Annotated in this window: 16 protein-coding genes and 3 pseudogenes; 5 read left to right on the top strand and 14 right to left on the bottom strand. The window is 65.7% G+C overall.

Annotation, left to right across the window (positions count from 1 at the left end):
- Window positions 1-9: 9 nt before the first annotated feature.
- The 3 genes and pseudogenes from BN4348_RS37690 to BN4348_RS37700 all read right to left on the bottom strand — a co-directional run.
- Entirely contained in the window at window positions 10-912 is a 903-nt protein-coding gene (locus BN4348_RS37690) for a class I SAM-dependent methyltransferase (protein WP_066910906.1), read from the bottom strand.
- 57 nt (window positions 913-969) lie between these two features.
- Window positions 970-2,667, bottom strand: coding sequence for a malto-oligosyltrehalose trehalohydrolase (gene treZ, locus BN4348_RS37695; protein ID WP_084454043.1), 1,698 nt, complete (start codon window positions 2,665-2,667; stop codon window positions 970-972).
- Window positions 2,582-2,821 (bottom strand): annotated as a pseudogene (locus BN4348_RS37700) (pyridoxamine 5'-phosphate oxidase family protein); the annotation flags it as partial. The pseudogene BN4348_RS37700 and the gene treZ, both read right to left, overlap by 86 nt.
- Before the next feature lie 40 nt (window positions 2,822-2,861).
- Between BN4348_RS37700 and BN4348_RS37705 the strand changes: the two are divergent.
- Window positions 2,862-3,065: pseudogene (locus BN4348_RS37705) on the top strand (GntR family transcriptional regulator); the annotation flags it as partial.
- On the opposite strand, the pseudogene BN4348_RS62745 reads toward BN4348_RS37705, so the two are convergent.
- From BN4348_RS62745 to BN4348_RS37730, 6 genes and pseudogenes are all read right to left on the bottom strand, one after another.
- Window positions 3,061-3,147, bottom strand: a pseudogene (locus tag BN4348_RS62745) (hypothetical protein); the annotation flags it as partial. The pseudogenes BN4348_RS37705 and BN4348_RS62745 sit on opposite strands and share 5 nt — an antisense overlap.
- The gene (gene treY / locus BN4348_RS37710; protein ID WP_066910909.1) at window positions 3,140-5,440 is read right to left on the bottom strand and encodes a malto-oligosyltrehalose synthase; all 2,301 of its coding nucleotides are present in this window, start codon (window positions 5,438-5,440) and stop codon (window positions 3,140-3,142) included. The pseudogene BN4348_RS62745 and the gene treY, both read right to left, overlap by 8 nt.
- Window positions 5,441-5,443: 3 nt before the next feature.
- A complete protein-coding gene (gene glgX / locus BN4348_RS37715; RefSeq protein WP_066910912.1) occupies window positions 5,444-7,639 on the bottom strand; it encodes a glycogen debranching protein GlgX in 2,196 nt (731 codons plus the stop codon).
- A gap of 37 nt (window positions 7,640-7,676) precedes the next feature.
- The gene (locus BN4348_RS37720; RefSeq protein ID WP_066910915.1) at window positions 7,677-9,833 is read right to left on the bottom strand and encodes an acyltransferase family protein; all 2,157 of its coding nucleotides are present in this window, start codon (window positions 9,831-9,833) and stop codon (window positions 7,677-7,679) included.
- A 92-nt stretch (window positions 9,834-9,925) separates the two neighbouring features.
- Window positions 9,926-10,735, bottom strand: coding sequence for an NlpC/P60 family peptidoglycan-binding protein RipD (ripD, locus tag BN4348_RS37725; protein ID WP_066910918.1), 810 nt, complete (start codon window positions 10,733-10,735; stop codon window positions 9,926-9,928).
- A gap of 297 nt (window positions 10,736-11,032) precedes the next feature.
- Complete coding sequence (locus tag BN4348_RS37730) at window positions 11,033-11,455, bottom strand: hypothetical protein (protein ID WP_066910921.1); 423 nt, start codon at window positions 11,453-11,455, stop codon at window positions 11,033-11,035.
- A 62-nt stretch (window positions 11,456-11,517) separates the two neighbouring features.
- Between BN4348_RS37730 and BN4348_RS37735 the strand changes: the two genes are divergently transcribed.
- The 3 genes from BN4348_RS37735 (at window position 11,518) to BN4348_RS62395 (ending at window position 14,131) form a co-directional block, all read left to right on the top strand.
- Window positions 11,518-12,684: an adenosylmethionine--8-amino-7-oxononanoate transaminase gene (locus BN4348_RS37735; RefSeq protein WP_066910924.1), complete on the top strand. Its 1,167-nt coding sequence runs from the start codon at window positions 11,518-11,520 to the stop codon at window positions 12,682-12,684.
- A gap of 97 nt (window positions 12,685-12,781) precedes the next feature.
- Window positions 12,782-13,252 (top strand): hypothetical protein, encoded by a 471-nt coding sequence (locus BN4348_RS37740; RefSeq protein ID WP_066910927.1) that lies wholly within the window; start codon window positions 12,782-12,784, stop codon window positions 13,250-13,252.
- A gap of 345 nt (window positions 13,253-13,597) precedes the next feature.
- The gene (locus BN4348_RS62395) at window positions 13,598-14,131 is read left to right on the top strand and encodes a PE family protein (protein ID WP_066910930.1); all 534 of its coding nucleotides are present in this window, start codon (window positions 13,598-13,600) and stop codon (window positions 14,129-14,131) included.
- 97 nt (window positions 14,132-14,228) lie between these two features.
- Here BN4348_RS62395 and BN4348_RS37750 read toward each other — a convergent pair whose 3' ends face one another.
- The 4 genes from BN4348_RS37750 to BN4348_RS61230 all read right to left on the bottom strand — a co-directional run bounded on the left by BN4348_RS37750 (window position 14,229) and on the right by BN4348_RS61230 (window position 20,744).
- The gene (locus tag BN4348_RS37750) at window positions 14,229-17,147 is read right to left on the bottom strand and encodes an MMPL/RND family transporter (RefSeq protein ID WP_066910933.1); all 2,919 of its coding nucleotides are present in this window, start codon (window positions 17,145-17,147) and stop codon (window positions 14,229-14,231) included.
- 143 nt (window positions 17,148-17,290) lie between these two features.
- Window positions 17,291-20,179, bottom strand: a complete 2,889-nt coding sequence (locus BN4348_RS37755) for an MMPL/RND family transporter (RefSeq protein WP_066910936.1) — start codon at window positions 20,177-20,179, stop codon at window positions 17,291-17,293.
- Window positions 20,176-20,592: an MmpS family transport accessory protein gene (locus BN4348_RS37760; protein ID WP_066911055.1), complete on the bottom strand. Its 417-nt coding sequence runs from the start codon at window positions 20,590-20,592 to the stop codon at window positions 20,176-20,178. Before BN4348_RS37760 ends, BN4348_RS37755 begins: the two co-directional genes overlap by 4 nt.
- Window positions 20,589-20,744, bottom strand: coding sequence for a hypothetical protein (locus BN4348_RS61230; RefSeq protein WP_160040346.1), 156 nt, complete (start codon window positions 20,742-20,744; stop codon window positions 20,589-20,591). The genes BN4348_RS37760 and BN4348_RS61230 overlap by 4 nt, the downstream gene beginning before the upstream one ends.
- A 323-nt stretch (window positions 20,745-21,067) precedes the next feature.
- Here BN4348_RS61230 and BN4348_RS37765 point away from each other — a divergent pair, with 323 nt between their 5' ends.
- Window positions 21,068-22,348 carry a glycosyltransferase gene (locus BN4348_RS37765; RefSeq protein WP_066911058.1) on the top strand — a complete coding sequence of 427 codons (1,281 nt, stop codon included), beginning with the start codon at window positions 21,068-21,070 and terminating at the stop codon, window positions 22,346-22,348.
- Between the two features lie 32 nt (window positions 22,349-22,380).
- Here the strand turns inward: BN4348_RS37765 and BN4348_RS37770 are convergent, their stop codons facing one another.
- Window positions 22,381-24,030, bottom strand: coding sequence for a GMC oxidoreductase (locus BN4348_RS37770; protein ID WP_066910939.1), 1,650 nt, complete (start codon window positions 24,028-24,030; stop codon window positions 22,381-22,383).
- Between the last annotated feature and the right edge of the window lie 369 nt (window positions 24,031-24,399).

Here is a 24,399-nt window from a genome sequence, read left to right on the forward strand (position 1 = left end):
GCCGGTCACCTAGTCCAACGTCGCCGTCAGGTAGCCGGAGTCGCCGCCGAACGCGGCCATCTCGTCGTTGGGCAAATCGAACCCGTGGGCGGCGTAGCACTGCTCGGTGGTTCGGATGTTCACCCGCCAGCCGTGGCCCGTGAGGTACTCGGCGGCGGTGTTGCGCTCGCCCGTGTAGAACAACTCGGCCAGGTTGATGTTGGAGCCGATGCGCCGGGACCGGTCGGTCAGCCGTTGCGCCCAGTCCGAGGGGACGTTGCGCAGGTCCAGGTGTTCGGTCGCGATCCGGCTGCCGGGCGCCGAGAGCGCGACGACGTTGTCGAACAGGCGATCCTGCGCGTCGGGCGGCAGATACGGGAGGAGGCCCTCGGCGCTCCAGGCCGTCGGCTGCCCGGTGTCGAAGCCGGCCGCCACCAACGCCGCAGGCCAATCCTCGCGCAGGTCGATCGCGACCGTGCGGCGCTGTGCGGTCGGCTCGGCGCCCAGGCCCGCCAGCGTCCGCGTTTTGAAGTCGATGACCGCCGGTTGATCGATCTCGTACACCACCGTGCCGGCCGGCCACGCCAGCCGGTAGGCCCGGGTGTCCAGGCCCGACGCCAGGATGACGGCCTGCCTGATGCCCGAGCCGGTCGCCTGCGTGAAGAAATCGTCGAAAAAGCGGGTGCGCACGGTGATCTGCTCGTTCATGGTCCGGCGGTTCAGCACCGGATCGTCGTCGCTCGGCCCGATCTCGCCATCGATCAGCTTGACGAAGGTGTCGATGCCCACCGCCCGCACCAGCGGGTCCGCCCACGGGTCGGCCAGCAGGGGATCGGGACCCTGCGACGCCATCGCGCGCGACGCGGCGACGGCCGTGGCGGTCGCGCCCACGCTGGACGCCAGGTCCCAGGTGTCGTTCTCGGTGCGGGTCATCCGCGAACTCCTTTTCCACGCAGCCGTGCGTTACTTAGGTCATATAAGGGTTATCACCTACTGTACGCGCAGAATGGCGAACGAATGCCCGTCCAGCACGGTGCCGTCGGTGCCGACCTTCGGCTCGCCCCACGCGAGGACCACGTCGCCCACCGCGGGCACCGTCGCCGGCTCGGCGCCCAGGTTGCACGCGATGCTCAATTTGCCGCGGCGAATGCTGATCCAGCGTTGCTCTTCGTCATAGTCGACCGTGAGGTGCTCCAGCCATGGGTCGGCCAGGTCGGCTTCGTTGTGCCGCAGCGCGATCAGCTCCCGGTACACGCGCCGCACGCGGGCGTGCTCGCCGGAGTCGACCTCGTCCCAATTCAGCTTGGAACGCAGAAATGTCTGCGGATCCTGGGGATCGGGAATCTCGTCGGCGTCCCAGCCGTGCTCGGCGAATTCGGCCTTGCGGCCCTCGGCGGTGGCACGCGCCAGCTCGGGCTCGGGATGCGAGCTGAAGAACTGAAAAGGGCTCGACGCCGCCCATTCCTCGCCCATGAAAAGCATTGCGGTGTAGGGCGACCCGAGTGCGAGCGCGGCCTTGACCGCGAGCTGGCCGCCGGTCAGGTTCTGCGACGGGCGATCACCGAGCGCCCGGTTGCCGACCTGATCGTGGGTGCAGGTGTAGGCGACCAGCCGGGTGGCCGGGACAGCACCCGTGTCCAGCGGACGCCCGTGCCGACGGCGCCGGAACGACGAATAGGTGCCGGCATGGAAGTAGCCGTGCCGCAGCGTTTCCGCCAGGGTGGCAAGCGAGCCGAAGTCCGCGTAGTAGCCCTGGCGCTCGCCGGACACCGCGGTGTGAATGGCGTGGTGGATGTCGTCGGCCCACTGCGCGGTCAGCCCGTAGCCGTTGCGCTCGCGCGGGGTGATCAGCCGCGGGTCGTTGAGGTCGCTTTCGGCGATCAGCGACAGGGGGCGGCCCAGCTGGCTTGCCAGCCAGTCGGTTTCGGTCGCGAGCTCCTCGAGGATGTGGATGGCCGTGGTGTCCACCAGCGCGTGCACCGCGTCCAGGCGCAGCCCGTCGGCGTGGAAGTCGCGCATCCAGTGCAGCGCGCAGCCGATGATGTAGCGCCGCACCTCGTCGGAGTCGGCGTCGGCGATGTTGATGCCCTCGCCCCACGGGTTGCTCGCCGATGACAGGTAGGGCCCGAAGCGCGGCAGGTAGTTCCCCGACGGGCCGAGGTGGTTGAACACCGCGTCGATCAGCACGCCCAGGCCGTGCGCGTGGCACGCGTCGACGAACCGCACCAGGCCGTCGGGGCCGCCGTAGGGTTCGTGCACGCTGTACCACAGCACGCCGTCGTAGCCCCAGCCGTGGGTGCCGGCGAAGGAATTGACCGGCATCAGCTCGACGAAGTCGATGCCGAGATCGACCAGGTAGTCCAGTTTTTCGGCGGCGGCGTCGAAAGTGCCCGCCGGCGTGAAGGTCCCGACGTGCAGCTCGTAGATCACCGCGCCGCCTTCCAACGACCGGCCCGGCCAATCGCGGTCGGTCCACCGCGCGCCGGCCGGGTCCCACAGCTGCGACCGCGCGTGCACGCCGTCGGGCTGGCGGGCCGNTGGCCGCGCGGGCCAGCACCAGCCCGTCCACCAGGGTGACGGTGACGCAGACCGGCAGACCCGAGCCGGACGCTGTGGCCGCCTTGGCCGCCAGCATCGGGCCGCCGCCGGTCGAGCCGTGCAGGTAGAGGGTTTCGCCAAGGCGCGCATGTGTCGTCGGCAGGACCACCGGCCGCCCGTCGTTGACGTAGCCCAGGTGGCAGACGAGGGCCTCGTCGAGGATCTGGTGCGCGGTCGCGCGGTGGTAGTCGGCGCGCTCCCGGTAGCGGGTGGGCGTGGTTCGGGCAGTGGGAAGGTAGCTCAACGGATTGCCTTCACTATTGTTCTAGTACATAATACACCTCGTGCCAGTACAATATACGGGGAAGGGCGCGGAATCCATAGCGGCCAGCGTCGAGGAGGCCATCTCCCACGGCGAGTTGGCGCCCGGGGCGGCGCTGCCGCCGATCCGCGAACTCGCCGGCCGGCTTCGTGTCAACGCGAACACCGTGGCCGCGGCGTACCGCCTGCTGCGCGATCGCGGGTCCGTCGAGGCGGCCGGGCGGCGCGNCGGGTCATCGGGTACCCCGCGCCCTCGACGTCAAGGCGCACCAGCGACGGCCTGGGTGCCCACACCCGGAACTCAGTCATGTCGGCGTTCCAGCAGCACCACGGGCAGGTCCGAGAACAACTGGGCGGCCGACGTCGCCCCGCTGGCCACGGCGCCGGACAGCGCGTCGGTCCAGGTGCCCTCCGGCAGCGGCAACACGGTGTTGCCCCAGCCCTTTTCGGCCAGCCGCACGGTCCAGCGGGTCACCGCGACCAGCACGTCGTCACCTCGGCGAAACGCCACGACGTGGTCGCTGGCCTCGCCGTCGGCGAGCACCGGAACGTAGGCGCCGTGCAGGAACGTGCCCGGGCGCGAACGCCGCACCCGGAGCGCCGTGGTGACAACGCGAATCTTCGGGTGGTGCAAATCTTTCAGGGCGGACCGCCGGGCGGCGTAGTCGACGGCGCGACGGTTGTCGGGGTCGACCAGGCTGTCGTCCCATAGCTCGGTGCCCTGGTAGACGTCGGGTATCCCCGGCACCGTCAGCGCGAGCAACTTCTGGCCCAGCGCGTCGCTGGCCGCGTGCGAATTGAGTTGCCCCACCAGTTCGGTCAGCTGGCCGGCCACCGGGCCGTCCAGGACGGTGTCCAGCCAGCGGTGCACCGCGTCCTCGAAGTCGGTGTCCGGGTCGTTCCACGACGTGTGCCAGGCCGCCTCGCGGATGGCTTTCTCGGCGTAGGCGTGCAGCCGGGCGCGCAGCTCCGGCGTCACCTGGCCGCCCACCGGCCAGACCCCGAAGATGTTCTGCCACAGGAACTGTCCGGTCGCCCGATCGGGGGAGGGGGCCTTGACCTCCCAGCGGGCGAGGAACTCGGTCCACAGCGACGGCACCTGGGACAGCACGCCGATCCGCGCTCGCACGTCCTCGCCGCGCTTGGTGTCGTGGGTGGTCAGCGTCGTCATCGTGTGCGGCCACAACCGGGCGCGCGTCGCGGCGCTGTGGTGGAACTCGGCCAGCCCGACGCCGAAACGATGCGGTTCGCCGCCCACCTCGTTGAGCGACACCAGCCGGGCGTCGCGGTAGAACAGGCAGTCCTCGACGGCCTTGGCGGTCACGGCGCCGCACAGCTGCTGCAGCCGGGTGGCGGGTTCGCCGCCCCGGGCCAGCGCCGCCGCGAGCACCTCCAGCGCGGGCCCCAAGTGTGGTGACTGCGCCTGGGTTTCGGCCAGCGCGGTGGGCAGCAGCGCGACCAGGCCCGGGTAATCGCTGCGGTAGACGCCGATGTGGGTGAGCAGGGCGGCGACCGCCTCGGACAGCAGCGGGTGATCGGCGCCGGCCGCGGCCACGATGGCCCGTCGCAGCCGGGCCAGCTCGCTCGCCAACGTCACCGTCGCCGCGCGGATCTTGAGCTCGGCGAGCAGCTTCGGCATCGCGAAATAATCCACCCCGGCCGACGCGACCAGTGCGGTCAGCGCCTCCTCGCCGGCCGGGTCGACGAAAACCCCACCGACCTGGCGGAGCACGTCGTAGCCGGTGGTTCCCGCCACCGGCAGGGTGGGTTCGAGCGCCTCGTCGACGGCCAGGATCTTCTCGATGACGATCCAGGCGTCCGGGCCGACCAGCTCGCGCAACCGCGCCAGATAGCCGCAGGGGTCGGACAAACCGTCGGGGTGGTCGATGCGGACGCCGTCCACCAGTCCCTCGCCGAACCAGCGTGCGACCTCGGCGTGGCTGGCGTCGAACACCGCGCGATCCTCCTGCCGCAGGCCGGCCAGCGAGGTGATCGAGAAGAACCGGCGGTAGCCGCAGACCCCGTTGCGCCAGCCCACCAGCCGGTAGTGCTGGCGGTCGTGCACTTGGGGTCCGCGGCCTTCTGCGGTGCCGGGCGCGATCGGCAGCGCCAGGTCGCCCAGCCGCAGCAGGTCCCCGTCGACCTTCGCCTCGGCCGCATCGTCGTCAGAACCCAGGATCGGCAACACGATTCGGCCGTCCTCGTCGAGGTCCCAGTCGATGTCGAAGAACGCCGCGTACCGCGAGCCCCGGCCGTGCCGCAACACGTCCCACCACCACGCGTTCTGCTGCGGGTCGTCGATCCCGACGTGGTTGGGCACCACGTCGATGATCAGGCCCATGCCGCGCGCCCGGGCCGCCGCGGACAACCGCGCCAGGCCGTCAGGACCACCCAGTTCCTCGGAGACTGTGGTCGGGTCGGTGACGTCGTACCCGTGGTTGGACCCGCGTGCCGCGGTCAGGACCGGGGACAGGTACAGGTGGGTCACCCCGAGGTCGTCCAGGTAATCCAGCAGGTTTTCGGCGTCGGCGAACGTGAACGCGAACCCGCTGGATTCACCTCGCAGCTGGAGCCGGTAGGTGGACAGGACTGGTAAGGCCATGCGTCACAAGGTCTTACGAAGGACCAGCAGCGAACGCGAGGCCAGCGAGACCTTCTCCTCGGCGTTCATCACCTGATCGGCGTCGCCGGCGGGATGGTTGGTGTTCAGCTCCACGGTCCACTCCTGTGCGTAGTCATCGGGCGGCATCACGAACTCGATCGGTGCGTCGCCGGCGTTGAAGCACAACAGGAACGAGTCGTCGACCACCCGCTCTCCGCGGGCGTTCGGCGCGGTGATCGCGTCGCCGTTGAGGAACACCGCCACGCACTTGTGGATGCTCTCGCCCCAGTCCTCGTGCGTCATCTCGCGACTACTCGGATTGAGCCAGGCGATATCGCGGACCTCGTCGCCGCTTCGGATCGGCTCGCCCTCGAAGAAGCGACGCCGGCGGAACACCGGGTGGTTCTTGCGCAGGGTGGTCACCTTGCGCGCGAACGCCAGCAGGTCCGCGTTCTTGTCGACCAATGACCAGTCCATCCAAGACAATTCGGAGTCCTGGCAGTAGACGTTGTTGTTGCCGTGCTGGGTGCGGCCCAGCTCGTCGCCGTGCGCGATCATCGGCGTCCCCTGGCTGAGCATCAGGGTGGCCCAGAAGTTGCGCATCTGGCGGTTCCGCAGCTCGATGATGTCCGGGTCGTCGGTGGGCCCTTCGACGCCGCAGTTCCACGATCGGTTGTGGCTTTCCCCGTCCCGGTTTTCCTCGCCGTTGGCCAGGTTGTGCTTTTCGTTGTAGGAGACCAGGTCGTTGAGCGTGAACCCGTCGTGGGCGGTGACGAAGTTGATGCTGGCGCTGGGCCGCCGACCGGTCGCCTCATAGAGGTCCGACGACCCGGTCAGCCGGGAAGCGAACTCGCCCAGGGTTGCGGGCTCGCCCCGCCAGTAGTCACGCACAGTATCGCGATACTTCCCGTTCCACTCGGTCCACAAACCCGGGAAATTCCCGACCTGATAGCCGCCCTCGCCGACGTCCCACGGCTCGGCGATCAATTTCACCTGGCTGACCACCGGATCCTGCTGCACCAGATCGAAAAACGCACTCAGCCTGTCGACGTCGTGCAGCTCGCGGGCCAGCGTGGCCGCCAGGTCGAAGCGGAACCCGTCGACGTGCATCTCGGTCACCCAGTAGCGCAGCGAGTCCATGATCAGCTGCAGCACGTGTGGGTGGCGGGGGTTGAGGCTGTTGCCGGTCCCGGTGTAGTCCCTGTAGAGGCGCAGATCCTCGTCGACGAGTCGGTAGTAGGCGGCGTTGTCGATGCCGCGGAAGTTGATCGTCGGGCCGAGGTGGTTGCCTTCGGCGGTGTGGTTGTAGACCACGTCGAGGATCACCTCGATGCCGGCCTCGTGAAAGCTGCGCACCATGGACTTGAACTCGGCGACGCTGGCCTTGCGGTTGGCCGCGTACTGGTTGTGCGGGGCGAAGAAGCCAAACGTGTTGTAGCCCCAGTAGTTTCGCAGCCCCAGGTCGAGCAGCCGCGAGTCGTGCATGAACTGGTGAACCGGCATGAGCTCGATGGCGGTGACGCTGAGCGACTTGAGGTGATCGATCACCACCGGGTGGGCCAGTCCGGCGTAGGTGCCCCGTAGCTCCTCGGGGACGCCGGGGTGGGTTTGCGTCATGCCCTTGACGTGGGCCTCGTAGATGACGGTCTCGTGGTACGGGGTGAGTGGGGCGCGGTCGGACCCCCAGTCGAAGAACGGGTTGCTCACCACGCTGGTCATGGTGTGTCCGAGCGAGTCGACCATCGGCGGGTTGCCGGGGTCGGCCCCGTCGGCGTTGGGGCCATCAGGGGTGACGGCCTTGAGGTCGTAGGAATACAGGGCCTGGCCGAAGGTGAAGTCGCCGTGAAACGCCTTGCCGTACGGATCCAGCAGCAGCTTGCTCGGATCGCATCGGTGGCCGGCGGCCGGATCCCACGGCCCGTGGACCCGAAAGCCGTAGCGTTGGCCCGGGGTGATGTTCGGCAGGTAGGCGTGCCAGACGTATCCGTCGACCTCGTCAAGGGGGATCCGCGACTCTTCGCCGTTGTCCTCGATCAAGCACAATTCGACCTGCTCTGCGATCTCGGAGAACAGCGAAAAGTTGGTTCCCGCGCCGTCATAGGAAGCGCCGAGGGGGTATGGGGTGCCCGGCCAAACGGTGGCCAGCGTGGGCCGTTGGTTACCAGCGCCTGTTGCTGAAGCGGGTTTGTCGGTCGGCATCACTTGACCTTATCGGCGCCCGCGGTGCGGCGGCTGGTTACCACCAACCGGTGCTGGCCCCGATCTGCCGGCCCAGCTCGGTCGTCATGGTCCGCACGTAGGTGGGCGACAGGTGGTGGGCGCCGTGGTAGATCAGCACGTTTCCCTCCACGGGGCGGCAGACGTCGGTGCGGCAGATCGCGTCCGACATGTCGAGGACCTTCAGCAGCGGGAACTGCGCGACGAAGTCGAGGGTCTGATTGTGATCGGACAGCACGTCGGAGCGCTTGACGGCGCAGGACTGCGGGCTGCCGCCCTTCTTGGCCAGGCAGTCCGCGGGGTCGAACGGTTTGCCGTCCTTGACCAGCCACGGGGTGTCGCGCATGCCGAGGATCGGAATGTTGTTGTCGGACAACGTTTGCCAGATGCCGATGTAGGTCGCCGGCATCACGTCGCCGGCCTTGATGTTCCACGGCCGGGTCGTCGTGGTGAACACGTAATCCGGCCGGTCGTCGATCAGCTTGTTCATCGTCCGCTGCACCCACTCGCGGCACTGCATGTATGGGGCGTTGTTGCCCATGATCAGCGGCACTTCCTCGGTGGACAGCGGGCAGCCCATCTTGAGATACGTCACCACTTTGAAGTGATGCATGCGGCCGAGCAGGTCGAGCGCGGGCAGCCAGTGCTCGGCGTGCGACCCGCCGGCCAGGGCGATGGTCCGCGCCGCGGCGACGTCGCCGTAGGCGCAGTTGACGACGGACGGGTTGACGAAGTCGCTGATGCAGCCGTCCCGGGTGGAGACGGGAAGGTCGTCCTTGATCTCGAGGACGCTGGGGCGCATCGGCAGCGCCGGCACCCGCGCGTGTTCGGTCAGGGCGCGCGCGCCGGGGTAGTCCTGCGGGTTGAGGACGCTGAGTTCCCTGCCCGCCGCGCGCAACACCGTGACGTGCTGACGCCAGGTGAACGACGTCGCGGTGAGCGTGACGCCGAGCAGCACCACCATCGATCCCAGCGCCATCGTTGGGCGGCGCAGGCGCAGCCACCAGGGGACCGTCAGGACCGACGCGACCGGCGCGGCGCCGGCGGGTGCCCGGTACCGGAGCGGGTCCTCGATGAGCCGCGTGGTCAGGTAGGCCAGCACCCCGGACACCAGCAGCAGCACCGTGCCGTCGACGAAGCCCGCGTGCTTGTGGCCGCTATAGGACAGCCAGAAGATGAGCAGCGGCCAGTGCCAGAGGTACAGCGAGTAGGCCATCGCGCCGAGAGCCACCACGGGCCCGGCGGCCAGCATCCGGTTCGGCAGCGGCATCCGGTCGTCCGCGCCGGCCCTCAGGTTGGCCCCGGCGAGGATCATCAGCATGGTGGCCCCGACGGGGACCAGCGCCCACGGGCCCGGGAATTCCTTGACGCCGTCGATCAGTGCCCCGCACGACACGATCGCGGCCAGCCCGGCGGTGGCGACGGCGGTGCGCAGCCACGTCGGCCAGCGGACGTAGGGCACCAGGGCACCGACGAGCGCGCCCAGCAGCAACTCCCAGGCCCGGGCGAAACTGTCGTAGTAGGCGATCGCCTGATCGTCCTGGTGCGCGACGATGGCGTAGCCGAACGAGGCCACCGTCAGCGCGCCGAGCAGGATAAGGAAGAGGGTCCGCGGCCCGGGGCCCGGCAGGCGCCGGAACAGGTACGCGCAGCCGGCGACCAGCAGCAAGAAGGCGATGTAGAACTGCCCCTGCACCGACATCGACCAGATGTGCTGCAGCGGCGTGACGGCTTCGCCGGCCCGCAGGTAATCGGACGCGCTGTTGGCCAGCTCCCAGTTCTGGTAGTAGCCGAGGCTGGCCAGGCTCTGATCGGCGAAGGTCTCCCAGCGCGTCTCCGGCTGCACCAGGATCGTCAGCAGCCCGCACGCGGCCAACACCACGACCAGGGCCGGGAGCAGGCGGCGGACCAGCCGGACCACCTCGGCGAGCGGCGACAGCCGGAGGTCCGGGTTGAGCGCGGCGCGCAGGATTTTTCCGCCGAAAAAGAAGCCGGACAGCGCCAGGAAGACGTCCACCCCGCCGGAAACGCGGCCGAACCAGATGTGGAACATGGCAACCAGCGCGATCGCGATGCCGCGCAGGCCGTCGAGGTCGTAGCGATAGAAGCCCGCGGCGCGCGCAGCCACCGGTTTCGCAGGGGTAACCGGTGGGCGGGGCGGTGACAGGCTCTGCATGGTCGACCGCTAATTTACCGAAAACCGCCACCCGCGCCCGAGTGGAGCGAGTGGCGGGTGTTCGGCGCGGCCGGAGGTGCCTCGCGAGGGACTTACCGCGTGATGCCGTACGGAGCCGGCTGCACCGGCGCCTGCTGCGTCGGCGACTGCAGCAGCGGGAGCTGCTGCAGGGGCGCCTGCTGTGCGGGAACCTGCTGGACCGGGGCCTGTTGCGTGGGCACCTGCTGGACCGGGGCCTGTTGCGTGGGAACCTGCTGCAGCGGGGCCTGTTGCGTGGGCACCTGCTGGACCGGGGCCTGTTGCGTGGGCACCTGCTGCGCGGGCGCCTGTTGCGTGGGCACCTGCTGCGCGGGCGCCTGTTGCGCGGGCAGCTGCTGAACCGGCGCCTGCTGGTAGGGCACCTGCTGGACGCCGAGCACCCGGACCAGGTAGGGCGTCATGCCGTTGGCGCGCACGGGCGACACCTGCACGACGTCGCCCACCTCCAGCATCTGGTTGTTGCCGAGGTACATCGCGACGCTTTGGGTGCCATCGGGACCGTAGAAGATCAGGTCGCCGCGGCGCGCTTGCTGCGGCAGGACCTTCTGGCCGAGGCGGTACATCTCACCGGAGGACCGCGGCAGCTTGATGCCCGCGCCCGCGTAGGCGTACTGCATCAGGCCCGAAGCGTCGAACCCGACGGTCATGGCGCCGGTGCCCTTGCCACGCGAGGGGCCGGTGATGCCGCCGCCGGCCCAGGAGAACGGCACCCCGCGCTGCGAAAGGCCGCGCATGACGACGACGTCGGTGGCCTGCTGATAGTCCATCGACCTGGTGCCCGGGTCAGCCGCCGCGATGCTGGCGGTGACCACCGGGGCCACCAGCATCGCGACTCCGATCGCGAAAGCGTAGATGCGTTTCATTGGGATCCCTACCTTCTTGGGTCCTGGGCCTCCGTCGCGGTGACTTCGCGCGGCGGCCGCTAGTGCAGGCGGCGAAGGCCTCCCCGTCGGGGCCGGACGCCGCTGCATGACGCTTGGCGCGAACCCGCCGGCTAGCCGGCTGAATTCACACCAGTCACTACAGACACTTTTACAACAGAAGTCGCGGCCGGAAAATAGCTGGTGAGGTCCCCGCGGGATTATTTGTCGTAACGTGACCGGACGGTGACTGGCGGACCCAATCCGGCCCGCGCAGTTGTGATTTGGGTCTCAGCCCGCTCAGAGCCAGTAGCGCGCGCTGAACGTGGTCAGGATCGAACCGGCCACCGAGGCGACCATGAGGAGGGCGAGGGACAGGACGGGCCAGAAGGACATGTACCAGCCCTTCAGGAGCGAAACGAACGGGCCGATCCCGGCCGCGGCGATGGCGGCGCCGATGCCGCCCCACACCAGCGGGCGGATGTAGAAGTCGACCCCGAACGGCACCGACCCGCACGTGTCGCCCTCGCAGACGTTCGCGAGGAAGCCGAAAAGCCGCGCCGGCCAGGTGGTCGCCGTCGCGAGGACCACCAGCAGCGCCAGCAGCGCTACTGTGCAGACGACGTCCCAGGGGACTATCCGCAGGCGCAGCACCCGGGGGGCCTGGTGCGGCTGGTCGGGCGCCGGCGGGGCGGCGATGCGGTCACCCTGATTGGGGTTCATGGGCTTAGATGGTCCCCGATGGCCGCGATTTGTGCGAGCCGGCTGCTTTACGCTCGGTCTCTATGCCTGCGGCGAGGGCCGGGTTGACGCCCGAGCAAATCAGCGCGATCGACGCGGCGCACCTGTGGCACCCCTACAGCACCATCGGCGGCGAGGCGGTGGCGCCCGTGGTGGCCGTCGCGGCCCGCGGCGCCCGGCTGACGCTGATCCGGGACGGTCGGCCCATCGAGGCGCTCGACGCGATGAGCTCCTGGTGGACCGCCATCCACGGCCACGGCCACCCGGAGCTGGACGCGGCGCTGTCCGCGCAGCTGGCCACGATGAACCACGTCATGTTCGGCGGGCTGACTCACGAGCCCGCGGCCCGGCTGGCGCAGCTGCTGGTCGAAATCACACCGGCTGGCTTGGACACGGTTTTCTTCAGCGACTCCGGATCGGTGTCGGTGGAGGTCGCGGTGAAGATGGCTCTGCAGTACTGGCGCAGCCGGGGCCGGCCCGGCAAGCACCGGCTGATGACCTGGCGGGGCGGGTACCACGGCGACACCTTCACCCCGATGAGCGTCTGCGACCCGGACGGAGGCATGCACTCGCTGTGGACCGACATCCTGGCCCGCCAGGTTTTCGCCGCCCAGGTGCCGCGCGAGTACGACCCCGCCTACATCGCGGCGTTCGAGGCGCAACTGGCGCAACACGCCGCCGAACTGGCGGCCGTCATCGTCGAGCCCGTCGTGCAGGGGGCCGGCGGGATGCGTTTCCACGATCCTGCCTACCTGCGCGACCTGCGCGAACTGTGCCGCCGGCACGACGTGCTGCTCGTCTTTGACGAGATCGCGACCGGGTTCGGGCGCACCGGGGAGCTTTTCGCCGCCGATCACGCCGGGGTGAGTCCGGACATCATGTGCGTGGGCAAGGCGCTGACCGGCGGATACCTCAGCCTGGCCGCCACGCTGTGCACGACCGGCATCGCGCAGGCCATCAGCTCGGGGGAGGCCGGCGCGCTGATGCACGGGCCCACCTTCATGGCCAATCCGCTGGCCTGCGCGGTGTCGGTGGCCAGCGTCGAACTGCTGCTCGGCCAGGACTGGCGGGCGCGGGGGGGGCCGGGGACGCTCTTCTTCACACATCGTGNTCGCAGCCTGGTCTACGCGATGCCGCCGTACGTCTGCTCGGGCGACGAGATCGCGCGGATCGCGTCCGCGATGGTCGAGGTCGCGCGGCTCGCCGGCTAAACGGCCGAGATCACTCAGCGAACTCTCAGTAGATTCTTCGACGCCGGCTAGCTTGGCTCAAAGGGTTCTCAAAGTCGCTGGCCTCAGACTTCTAGCTATGACAACTGGGTCGCTCTGCACGAACCTGATCGAACGCTATCTGGCCACGTCCGGGCTGCGGTTCCTCAGGGGTGAACACGATGGCGAATACTTCTGTGTCGTCGACGCCCGTGCCGGGCGGCTCCATGTCCACCTAGAGGTTTCCCCCTCGTTCGACGACATGTTGAGCGTTAGCGTGAGCCCTGGGCGGTTCTTCTCCGGTGCCGATCGCGCGTGGCTCACGCAATTTGCCGACACGTGGAACCAGAAGAACCGCGGTGTAACTGCAATTGTGCGCGGTTCCGCTGATTCGGAGCGCATTGGCCTTGTGGCCCGCCGATCCCAGTGGATCGCTGAAGGCATCGCCTTTGAGCGTTTCGCTTCGTTCGTCGACCGCACCATCGCCGAGGCCGTCGATCTGTTTGCTGAGGCGGCCGTGGTTGTCGAGTTGGCCGCGACGACGCAGCCCGTGCTGCGCGACGCGAGCTGAGATTACGGCGGGAGGGCCGGCAGCCACGTGGAGGCCCGGAGAGCCGGACCGTCGATGATGAAGTTGCGGCGTATCCAAGCCAACCGGGAGGGTTTCGGGGCCAGCTCCATCCGCACAGCCCGGTAGAGCCGCACCGAACCCGGAGGACTGCACGCTTTTGGGGCGTTTTCGACCAGGTCGGCAGCGGCACTCGCAGCCGGTTTGCACTGCCGCCAGTTTTTGTTTAATGCGTTCAGCCGAAGCTGCCCCACGCAGTTGTACTTGTGTGTAATCTCCGTGACGGGCGTGCCCAGTCGTGCTTGTCGCTTTGCCGCTGGGTCACCAGTGACCGGCTGGAGGATAGATATGTCGTACGTGAGCACGGCGCCGGAGATGATGGCGGCGGCGGCCGCTGAAGTGGCTGCGATCGGTTCGACGGTCAACGCGGCCCACCTGGCGGCGGCGGTCCCGACCGTCGCGGTGCTGCCTGCCGCCGCCGATGAGGTGTCGGCGGGTATTGCGCAGTTTTTCTCCGGGGTAGCCCAGGAGTTTCACGGGCTGCTTGGGAAGGCCACGGCGTTCGGTGAGCAGTTCGCGCAGCAGCTGCACGCGGGTGCAGGCTCGTACGCGGCCGCCGAGGCCGTCAATGCCGCGTCGTTGATGCCGAGCGCGCAATCAATCGTTGATATCGTTAATGGCCTGGCCGCGCCATACATCAATCAGATTACAAGCTTGATGAGTACTGTAAATTACGTCATGCAAAAACTCGTGAGCGCAATTACACTCGCCTTTCTTGTGCCATATGAGGCCTTGGTATTGGCATATTTGACGCTCGCTCTATTGATCGGCGCGATACAACTGCTGGAGGGCTTCCTCGGCATATCGATTCCGGTTCCATAATTAGTTAGCACATTTCGGGCCCACTCCAGATCGAATCAGTACCATACGCTTGGTCGCCAGGCCACCGACGGCGCGGCGCTGCACGTACAACACCGACCTAGACGGAGAGCCTCGGTAGTGCGACCGTGACCGCGTCGTCGCCGGCGGGGGGGTCCTCCCTCAGCAGCAGGGATCGCACCAACGGACGCGGCCCTACATCCCGAAGCATGTAGCTGGCCGGGCGTGGCCGCACGGTCTGTGGCCACCAGAACCACCGTCCGAGCAGCGCGGCGATGGATGGTGTCATGAACGAGCGCACGACCAGGGTGTCGAACATCAGGCCCAGGCCGATGGTGGTGCCGACCTGGCCGATGATGCGCAAATCGCTGAACACCATCGAGGCCATGGTGAAGGCGAACACCAGGCCCGCGTTCGTCACCACTTTCCCGGTTCCGCCCATGGCGCGGATGATGCCGGTGTTGATGCCGGCCGCTATTTCCTCTTTCATGCGGGATACCAAAAGCAGGTTGTAGTCGGATCCGACGGCCAAAAGGACGATCACGGACATCGGAAGCACCATCCAGTGCAATTTGATGCCGAGGATGTATTGCCATACGAGCACGGACAGTCCAAAGGATGCACCCAACGAAAGCAGCACGGTCCCGACGATAACCAAGGCGGCCACAAAACTGCGCGTGAGGACGAGCATGATGACGAAAATAAGACAAAGCGCGCCAACAAGGGCGATCCACAGATCGTATTTCGAACCATCGCGGAAGTCTTTGTAGGTCGATGCCGTGCCGGCGATCGAGATCTTGGCGCCCTCCAGAGGGGTCGTCTTGAGTGCCTCCTCGGCCGCCGACCGGATCCGATCGATCCGCGCGATGCCTTCGGGCGTCGCGGGATCGCCGCGATGCGAAATGATGAACCGGGCGGCCTTCCCGTCGGGAGAGACGAAGGAGGTCATGGCGCGCTGAAAGTCCGCGTTCTGGAAGACGTCTGGAGGCAGATAAAAGGAATCATCGTTGTGGGCGGCGTCGAACGCCTGACCCATAGCGGTGGCGTTCTGGCTCGTGTCGTCCATCTGGCCCAAGAACCCGGACGTGGTGCTGTGGTTCGTCAGCAGCATGGCACGGGTGGCCTCCAAGATCGCGATCATTGGCGGGATCTGCGCGAGTATCTGCGGCAACAGCTCGTCGACCTTCTCCGCATCTTCCAGGATATGGTGGGTTTTTTCGGCAAGCAGGTCGAGACCGTCGAGCGAATCGAATATGCTTCTCAGCGCAAAACAAGCAGGAATGTCATAACAGTGCTTTTCCCAGTAGAAGTAACTTCGAATTGGCCTAAAGAAATCCTCGAAATCCGAGAAATGAACCTCCGTGTCATCGATGATGGCAACCATTTCCTTGGTGAGGCCGATCGTGTGATGAGCAATCGCGGTGAGGCGCTCCTGCAATCCGTAGAGGCGCTTCATCACCGCAATCTGTTCCGCCAGGATGTCGGCCTGCTTGAGGAGGTCATCCATAGTTTTTCTAATGAACGTTACGTTTTGCAGCATGGCTGCGTTTTGCATGCTGATCAAAAAGGGTATAGAAGTGTGCTCGATCGGTGTCCCCTCAGGACGGGTTATGCCTTGGACCCGAGAAATGCCTGGGACCCGAAAGATCGCCTTGGCTAGTTTGTGCAACACGAGAAAATCGGCCGGGTTGCGCATATCGTGATCCGCCTGGATCATCAGGATATCGGGCATCATGCGCGATTGGGAGAAATGGCGATTGGCGGCCGTATACCCCAGGTTAGCCGGAAGGTCTTGGGGTAGATAGGACCGGTCGTCGTAGCTCGTCTTGTAGCCCGGAAGTGTTATCAGTCCAATCAGCGCGACCGCCAATGTCGCGGCGAGAATGGGCGCGGGCCAGCGGACGATCGCGGTGCCGACCCCTCGCCATCGTTGCTGCGCGATCCTGCGCTTGGGGTCGCATAGCCCGAAGCGACTTCCGGCGGTCAGAATGGCCGGAACCAGCGTGACCGCGATCGCGACCGCGACGAGCATGCCCACGGCGCACGGCGCGCCTATGGTCTGGAAGATGGGCATCCGGGTGAAGCCCAGGCACAACATCGCCCCGGCGATAGTCAATCCGGAACCCAAGACGACGGGAGTGACCCCGCGGTAGGTGGTGTAATAGGCCGTTTCGCGGTCTTCGCCGGCCTGACGGGCCTCTTGATAGCGGCCGAAAAAGAATATGCCGTAGTCGGTTCCGGCCGCCATCGACAGCGTCACCAGCAAATTGATGGCGAATGTCGAGAGCACGACAACGTTGTTGTCGGCGAGAAACGCGATGATTCCTCTGGCGCAGCCGACTTCGATTCCGACCCCGATCGACACCAGGACCGCGGTGGTGATCGAACGGTAGACGACCAGCAGTACCGCGAAGATGATCACGGCGCCTATCAGGGCCATCTTCAGGAGTGATGCGTCGCCGCTGCGCTGCATGTCCGGAATCAGCGCTGCCGGGCCGGTCAGATGCACTTCGACGCCAGGGGGAGGCGGCGTCTGCTTCACGATGTTCCGGACCGCCGCCACGGATTCCTTCGCCAAGGTGGTGCCTTGGTTGCCGGCCAGATTCAGCTGCACGTATGCGGCCTTGCCGTCGGGGCTTTGCACGCCCGCCGCCGTGAGTCGATCTTCCCACAAATCCTGGACGTGTTCGACATGCGCTGGGTCGCTTCGTAATTCGCGGACCAATTTTCGGTAGTAGGCGTGAGCGTCGTCCCCGAGCGGTCGCTGCCCTTCGAGGACGATCATCGCAAAACTGTCGGAATCGGACTCTTTGAAGGCCTTGCCCATGTTCGTCATCGCCTGCACCGACGGCGCGTCTCGAGGGGCCAGTGGGACGGAATGTTCTTCGCCGACCTGCTCCAACGGCGGAACCGCAAAAGTCACGATGAGCGTCAACGCGATCCACGCCAGAATGACGAATGGCGACAGCCTGCGAATCGTTCGCGCTACCAAGGGCGGACGAGGGTGTTCGGTGCTCATGCGGCCCTCAATGGGCAGGGGGTAACGGCGCCCGTGCCGTGCATGTCGAAGCGGTAGCCGCTGCTTGCGCTAACGCCCTGTGCCACGGTGCTCTCCACGGTTGCCGGTCTTGTCCTGAACTCGAAATCCGCCACTGGCTGCAGCTATCTCAGCAACAGGGCGCGTACCAACGGACGGGGCCCGGTGGGCCGAAGTAAGGAACTGGCGGGGCGGGGACGCACTTTTTGCGGCCACCAGAACCAGCGCCCGAGCAGCGCGGCGATGGACGGCGTCATGAACGCCCGCACGACCAGCGTGTCGAACAGCAAACCGAGACCGATCGTCGTGCCCACCTGACCGATGACGCGCAAGTCGCTGACCAGCATGGACCCCATGGTGAACGCGAACACCAGCCCCGCGTTCGTCACGACTTTGCCGGTTCCGCCCATGGCGCGGATGATGCCGGTGTTTATGCCGGCCGCTATTTCCTCTTTTATCCGGGCGACCAGCAGCAAATTATAGTCGGATCCCACCGCCAAAAGGACGATCACCGACATCACGAGCACCGACCAATGAATTTGTGTGCCGAGCAAATCCTGCCAGGCGAATACGGAGAGCCCGAAGGACGCGCCCAGCGAGAGCAATACCGTACCGACGATGACCAGGGCGGCAACAAAACTTCGGGTCATGATCAACATGACGATGAAAATAAGGCAGAGTGCCGCGACCCCGGCGATCATCAGGTCGTATGTAGAGCCTCGGACCACGTCGCGCACACCCGCTGCGGTGCCTGCGAGGTAGATCTTCGATGCTTCCAGCGGAGTTCCCTTGAGCGCTTCCTCGGCCGCGTTTTTAATCGGATCGACGCGGGAAATTCCCTCCGGCGACGCGGGATCGCCTTTCTGCAAAATGAGCATCCGGACGGCCTTCCCGTCCGGTGACAAGAATATCTTGATGATTCGTTGGAAGTCCTTGTTCTGGAAAGCTTCCGGCGGCAGGTAAAACGAATCGTCGTTTTGAGCGGTGTCGAATGCCCTCCCCATGGCGCTCCCATTACCGCTATCGTCGCTCATGTTTCCGAGGACCCCGGACATGGTGCTGTGCATGGTGAGCAGCATGGTCCGCGAGCTCTCCATGATCGCGATCATCTCGGGAAACTGGGCGAGTATCTGGGGCAGGAGCAGATCGATCTTATCGAGGTCTTTGACCACCTCGCCGAGCTGGTCGGTAACCGCGTCAACACCGTCGAGAGCGTCGAATACGCTTCTCAGCGAAAAGCAAACGGGAATGTCGTAGCAGTGCTTTTCCCAGTAGAAGTAACTGCGGATCGGCCTGAGGAAGTCCTCAAAATCCGAAATATGAACCCGCAGGTCGTTCGTGAGGTCCTGTATGTCATGCGTTGTGGCGACCATGTCGTGCGTTGTGGCGACCATTTGCTGCGTCAGGCTATAAAGGTGCCGCGTGATGTTGATCGCCTCGGCCAGCATGTCGGCCTGCTTGAGCATGTCTTTAAGACGCTCTTTCTGAAAAAACAGGAATTGCTGCTGGCCGGCGACTTGCATGCTGAGCATGTACGGTATCGACGTGTGCCTCATCGGCGTCCCCTCGGGCCGGGTTGCGGCCTGCACCGTCGAAATGCCCGGCACGGCGAGGACGGCCTTGGCCAGTTTTTCCAACACCAAAAAATCGGCCGGATTGCGAAGATCGTGATCGGTCTCGACCAACAGGATCTCGGGTGCCATCATTGCCGACGGCGGGAAATGTCGCGCCGCGGCCTCATATCCCAAATTGCCGGGGATATTCTTGGGGATGTACTTCTGGTCGTTGTAGCTGGGTTTGTAGCCCGGCAGCGTCAACAGCCCGACGAGCGTGACCGCTAGGCTGGCGACGAGAATGGGCGCGGGCCACCGGACGATCGCCGTGCCCACCCGTCGCCATGCGCGCGGGTTGATTTTCCGCCGGGGCTCGAACAGACCGAAACGGCTCCCGACGGTGAGAACCGCCGGGATCAGCGTGACCGCGACCGCGACCGCGACCAATACGCCCACCGCACACGGGACGGCCAGCACGTAGAAAGACGGCAGCCGCGTAAAGATCAGGCAGAAAAGCGCCCCGGCGATCGTCAAACCCGAGGCCACGACGACCTTGGCGACCCCGTGGTATGTGGTGTAGTACGCCGTTTCCCTGTCCGCGCCGGCCTGACGCGCCTCCTGGTACCGGCCGACGAAAAATATCCCATAGTCGGTTCCAGCCGCGATCACGAGGGATACCAGCAGATTGACGGCGAAGGTGGTGAGACCGATGACCCCGTAGTGGCCCATAAAGGCAACAATTCCCCGCGCCACTTGCAATTCGATCCCGACCACCAGCAACAGCAGAATTGCGGTGATCACCGAACGGTAGACGAGGAGCAGCGTAATGAAGATCACCGCGATGCTCACTGCCGTGATCGTGGCAACCGTCCTGTCGCCGCTGTGGCTCATATCCGCATTGATCGCCGCAGGCCCGGTGACATACGCCTTGACTCCCGGCGGGGCCTGCGTCCGCGCGACGATGCGCTGGACGGCTTCGATCGATTCGTTGCCCACGGTCTGGCTCGAGTTACCGGAGAGCAGCACCTGTACGTATGCGGCCTTGCCATCGACGCTTTGCGCGGCGTGTCTGGTTAGTTCGTCGCCCCAGAAATCCTGGACGTATGCAACATGCTTCGGATCGTCCTTTAACTGCGAGATCAAACGGTCGTAGTACTTGTGGGCATCGTCGCCGAGGGGTTGCTGACCCTCCAAAACGATCATCGCCACCGGGCCGGTATCTGACCGGCCAGTTTGGTCGGACGCCTTGAAGTCCTCGTTCATCCGCTGCGCCGCCGTGACGGACGGCGCATCTACGGGATTCAGGGATACTGAATGCTCGCTCTCAACCTGCTCCAGGGAGGGGACGAACATAATTAAGCATCCGATGATCCCCAGCCACGCCAGGATGATGAGCACCGAAAATCGGTGGATCGTCCGCGCTACCAATGGTCGACTGGTGGGTGGCTGATGGTTGCTCATGCGGCGTTCAGCGAGCAGGACGTAAAGGCGCTTACTTCGTGTGTGGTCTTCTCGGCTTTGACCACGCCGTCCAGCATGATGCGGCAGCCGATACTGTCACTGTCGCCCTGTGCCGCGACACTTCTCATGCCCGTTGCCGCGGTGATCGCGAACTCGTATGACCACGGCAGGCTCGCCGCCTCGACATGTTGCGGCTCACCATTGGCGCCGAAAAAGCTGATCAAGGCCACGGTCCCCGGTGGTCCGAAGACCTCGTACCTCAGATGCTGGGGATTGTAAGGTTTGTTGTCGACCCTGGTATCGGCATACGAGAGCCTCTTCTCAGAGCCGAAGAGGCCGTGCAGTCGCGACACCGTCAATCCTCCGACGGCGATCACCATCAGAACGACCACCGGGATCCACAGCCGCCTCAGCAGCTGAAGAACCACAGATCCCGGATTTCGGCGATTCTTTCGAGATCGAACTGGTGCTTGGGGCGCAGCTGACGGTTGGCGAGCACGGCGCATAAAAACGCGTCGGGGACCGGGCCGCGGGTCAGCGTCTCGGCCGCTCTCGATGGGAACATCGGGCCACGCCGGCTCAACATCGCGCACACTGCCCCAGACCACTGCACCACCCTAGCTGACACGAGTTTAATTACGGCTCCAAACCATACTGGTGGCCCACAGCGTCCGACCAGGATTTAAGGAACTTCTCAGGGTGCTCTCCCAAAGGGCGCTCCTTCACCGCCTCAGCATTCGGCGCGGCGCTGGTTTGGAGTGGATGACTTCGTCATGGTTGCGGATGTCGCCGCTGTTGGGGCTATGCTGCTGGGCGGCTGAGCCGGGACGCCGTCTGCCGCTTTCATTTCGCAGAACGCGCACGGAAGTGAAGGGCCGGGACCACCCGATGAAATTTGTGCTGGCGTTCTATGGAACTCGCGGCGATGTGGAGCCCGGCATCGCTGTCGGTCGTGAGTTGCGGCGCCGCGGGCACGAGGTGTGCATGGCCGTCCCGCCCGACCTGGTCAGCTTCGCCGAATCGGTTGGACTCGCGGCGATCGCCTACGGGCCGGACATGCAGGCGTGGCTGGAATCGACGCGCAACTTCTGGGCGCGATTCTTCCGCAACTTCTGGAATATCCAGGAGGCGAAGAAGTTGCTGCGCGAAGCGCGGGAGCCCGGTACCCGGCGCTGGGCCGAGATGAGCACCACGCTGACCGCGCTGGCCGATGGGGCCGACGCGTTACTCACCGGCATGAGTTATCAGGAGCTCGCGCTCAACGTCGCGGAGTATCGCGATATTCCATTGGCCACGCTGCTGTGGTTCCCGATACGGGTCAACGGCCAACTCTTTCCGGGTCTGCCGGCTCCATTGATCCGCTCGGCGATGGCGGCCTACGAGTGGTTGGTATGGCGGGGAGTGAAGAAGGTCCAAGACGCGCAGCGTCGGCAACTGAGCCTTCCGGATGTGAAACGTCCTGCGCCACAACGCATCGCGGAACGAGGCGCGCTGGAAATCCAGGCCTACGACGAGGTGTGCTTTCCCGGGCTGGCGGCCGAATGGGCGAATTGGAATGCGCGGAAGCCGCCGCAGCGGCCCTTTGTCGGCACGCTGACGATGGAGTTGGCGACGGGCGCCGATGACGACGTCGCTTCGTGGATCGCCGCGGGTACGCCGCCGATTTGCTTCGGGTTCGGCAGCATACCGGTCGAATCTCCGGCCGATACGCTTTCCATGATCAGCGCCGCGTGTGCGCAACTAGGCGAGCGAGCACTGGTCTGCGCCGGTTGGACCGATTTCGGCAACGCCGCCCACTCCGACCACGTCAAAGTGGTCGGCGCGGTGAATTACGCGGCGATCTTTCCCGCCTGCCGCGCCGTCGTCCACCACGGCGGCGCGGGCACCACGGCCGCGGGGCTGCGCGCCGGCGTTCCCACGTTGATCCTTTGGATGGCAGACGTTCAGCTGATCTGGGGAGTCGCGATCAAACGGCTGAAAGTAGGTACCGCACGCCGCTTTTCGAGCGCCACACAGAAATCGCTGGTCGCCGATCTGCGTCGGATCCTGGCCCCACAATATGCCGCCCGAGCCCGCGAAATCGCCACGCGGATGGGCAGACCCGCCGAGAGCGTTGCGGCCGCCGCTGATCTTGTGGAAAGTTTCGCCCGCCTCGAGCGTGCTGGCTGATACACGCTCGGAACTGTCGACGCCCCAACCCCTCAGGTGGGGAAATGCACCTGGTTGACGTGCTCGGCTACCCGCAGGGCGTTGGCCGCCACCGTCAAGCTGGGGTTCAAACCGGCGCTCGAAGGAAAGAACGAGGCGTCGACGGCGTAGAGGTTGTCGACTTCATGCGCCCGGTTTTGTGGGTCGAGGACGCTGGTTGTGGGATCGCTGCCAAAGCGGCACGTGCCGCAGACATGACCCAGGGTTGAGTTGTTCGCACCGGTCCGCAGTGTGAGCGTGCGGAATGGTTTCAACACCTCTTTTATCTGCCGGATAAACACCGCGCGGCGGTCGATCTCATTGGGGTGTAGACGATACTGAAGTCGCAGCCGTTGGCGGTCGTCCGCGCCGGGTCGCTCACCGGGCAGGACGCGGTTGTCCAGATATGGCAGGTCTTCCATGATCGGTGCCAGCAGCAGTCCACCGTTGAAGAAGCGATCGTAGATCGGCCGCACTGCGGGGCTGATCAGGCGCAGCGCCGTCGCTTGCCAGCCGGGGTGGTTGGTGAACATGTCCAAGGATGCCAAGTTGGCCATCGCGCCGGCCGACTGTAACGTGCCGTATTTCTGTCCGTCCAAGAAATAGAAGTCGTTGAGCCCGATTTCCTTGTTTTCGGCCGTGATGTTGCAGCCGGGTTCTGTCCAGACCTCGATCCAATCCATCAGGTGGCGCATCAGGTTGCGGCCCACGTGGTCTGAGCTGTTGGCCAAGCCGTTCGGCCAGTCACCCGAGCGGGAGTTGAGGAGCAGTACCGGGGTGGCCAGCGCGCCGGCGGCCAGCACCACCACCTTGGCTTTGAGGGCCAGCATGTCGGAGTGCTGCTGGGCGATCACCTGCTGCACGTGGGTGCGGTCGGCCTCCAGGCGCAGCACCCGGCATTCGGTCAGTAGGTGGGCGCCGTGCTCGGCCACCGCGGGTTGTACGCCGTTGCGGGCGGCGTCGTTCTTGCACGACTGCGGGCAAAGATGGCCCTGGCAGGTGGGACACCCGTCGGTGTAGTCGCAGGCCATCGGCAGGTGGTAGGGGTGCAGTCCGCGCTCCGCCAGGTGATTGACCAGCGGCTGGTTATCGGTCGAAAACGGTGGCGCCGGGGGGAGGTTGACGGCGGCGGCTTCGGGGCGCAGGGGGTCGGCTGCGCCGCGTACCCCGAGCAGTTTTTCGGCCTGGGCGTACCAGGGGCTGAGCTGGTCGTAGGTGATCGGCCAGGCCTCGGGCACGGTGGATTCGCCGGGGTCGCGGAAGTTTTGCCGGGGGGTGAAGTCTTGGGCGAAGAACCGTTCGCACACCATGCCGTACAAAGCTGAGGACCCGCCCGTGCCGCTGCCGATGTACGGCACGAACCGCTTGGAGAAGCGCCCGCTGATGTCTTTGATCTCGTCGGTAGTGCGCCCGGCGCGGGCCAAGACATCGTGGTAGGTCTTTGCGGAGCGGGCAGCCAGTGGTTCGGCCAGTTCGGGCATGGCCGCGCGGATGGTTCCCGGTGTTCCGGGCAGAGTCGAGCGGCCTTTTTCGACGAACAGCACCCGCCGGCCCGAGCGGGCCAGCGAGTAGCCCAGCATGCCACCGCCCATGCCGGTGCCCACAACGATCACGTCCCACACCACGCGTTCGGCCTCGCGCGCACTCACAACACCGTCAGCCAATCGAACTCCTTGGTGCAGGATCGGCCCGAGGCGCGACCGGCCTGGGCGAATCGGGATCGTAGCATCCGGCACGACGGACAGATGGGGTGAATTACCCGCCCAGTCGAGCGCACCGTCGCACGTCGATCGGCCCCGAATCGCCCGAAGCTTGCGGTTTGGTGGGCCGCCAGTTGCACCGTGGGACAGACCGATATGGCTCATCCCCAGACCGCCCCCCTTTCCACCGCGGCTTATTTCGGCCTAGAAGTATTCAAGTAAGGCAAATTGGTAGAGATCAGTATTGGACAGGTGTAGGGTAAGGCCGCTGCTTCAAGAGGACGTTGAAGACACGTCGCGCCTGCAATCGGAGCCACCCATGTCTCCCTATGT

This window comes from Mycobacterium interjectum (assembly GCF_900078675.2).
Classification (GTDB): Bacteria; Actinomycetota; Actinomycetes; order Mycobacteriales; family Mycobacteriaceae; genus Mycobacterium; species Mycobacterium interjectum.

What these genes read in the sequence shown, in the direction of transcription:
- BN4348_RS37765 (WP_066911058.1), top strand. Translation starts at nt 21,068, where the DNA reads ATGAAATTTGTGCTGGCGTTCTATGGAACTCGCGGCGATGTGGAGCCC.
- BN4348_RS37720 (WP_066910915.1), bottom strand. Translation starts at nt 9,833, where the DNA reads ATGCAGAGCCTGTCACCGCCCCGCCCACCGGTTACCCCTGCGAAACCG.
- BN4348_RS37690 (WP_066910906.1), bottom strand. Translation starts at nt 912, where the DNA reads ATGACCCGCACCGAGAACGACACCTGGGACCTGGCGTCCAGCGTGGGC.
- BN4348_RS62395 (WP_066910930.1), top strand. Translation starts at nt 13,598, where the DNA reads ATGTCGTACGTGAGCACGGCGCCGGAGATGATGGCGGCGGCGGCCGCT.
- glgX (WP_066910912.1), bottom strand. Translation starts at nt 7,639, where the DNA reads ATGCCGACCGACAAACCCGCTTCAGCAACAGGCGCTGGTAACCAACGG.
- ripD (WP_066910918.1), bottom strand. Translation starts at nt 10,735, where the DNA reads ATGAAACGCATCTACGCTTTCGCGATCGGAGTCGCGATGCTGGTGGCC.
- BN4348_RS37740 (WP_066910927.1), top strand. Translation starts at nt 12,782, where the DNA reads ATGACAACTGGGTCGCTCTGCACGAACCTGATCGAACGCTATCTGGCC.
- BN4348_RS37755 (WP_066910936.1), bottom strand. Translation starts at nt 20,179, where the DNA reads ATGAGCAACCATCAGCCACCCACCAGTCGACCATTGGTAGCGCGGACG.
- BN4348_RS37730 (WP_066910921.1), bottom strand. Translation starts at nt 11,455, where the DNA reads ATGAACCCCAATCAGGGTGACCGCATCGCCGCCCCGCCGGCGCCCGAC.
- BN4348_RS61230 (WP_160040346.1), bottom strand. Translation starts at nt 20,744, where the DNA reads ATGTTCCCATCGAGAGCGGCCGAGACGCTGACCCGCGGCCCGGTCCCC.
- treY (WP_066910909.1), bottom strand. Translation starts at nt 5,440, where the DNA reads ATGGCCTTACCAGTCCTGTCCACCTACCGGCTCCAGCTGCGAGGTGAA.
- BN4348_RS37750 (WP_066910933.1), bottom strand. Translation starts at nt 17,147, where the DNA reads ATGAGCACCGAACACCCTCGTCCGCCCTTGGTAGCGCGAACGATTCGC.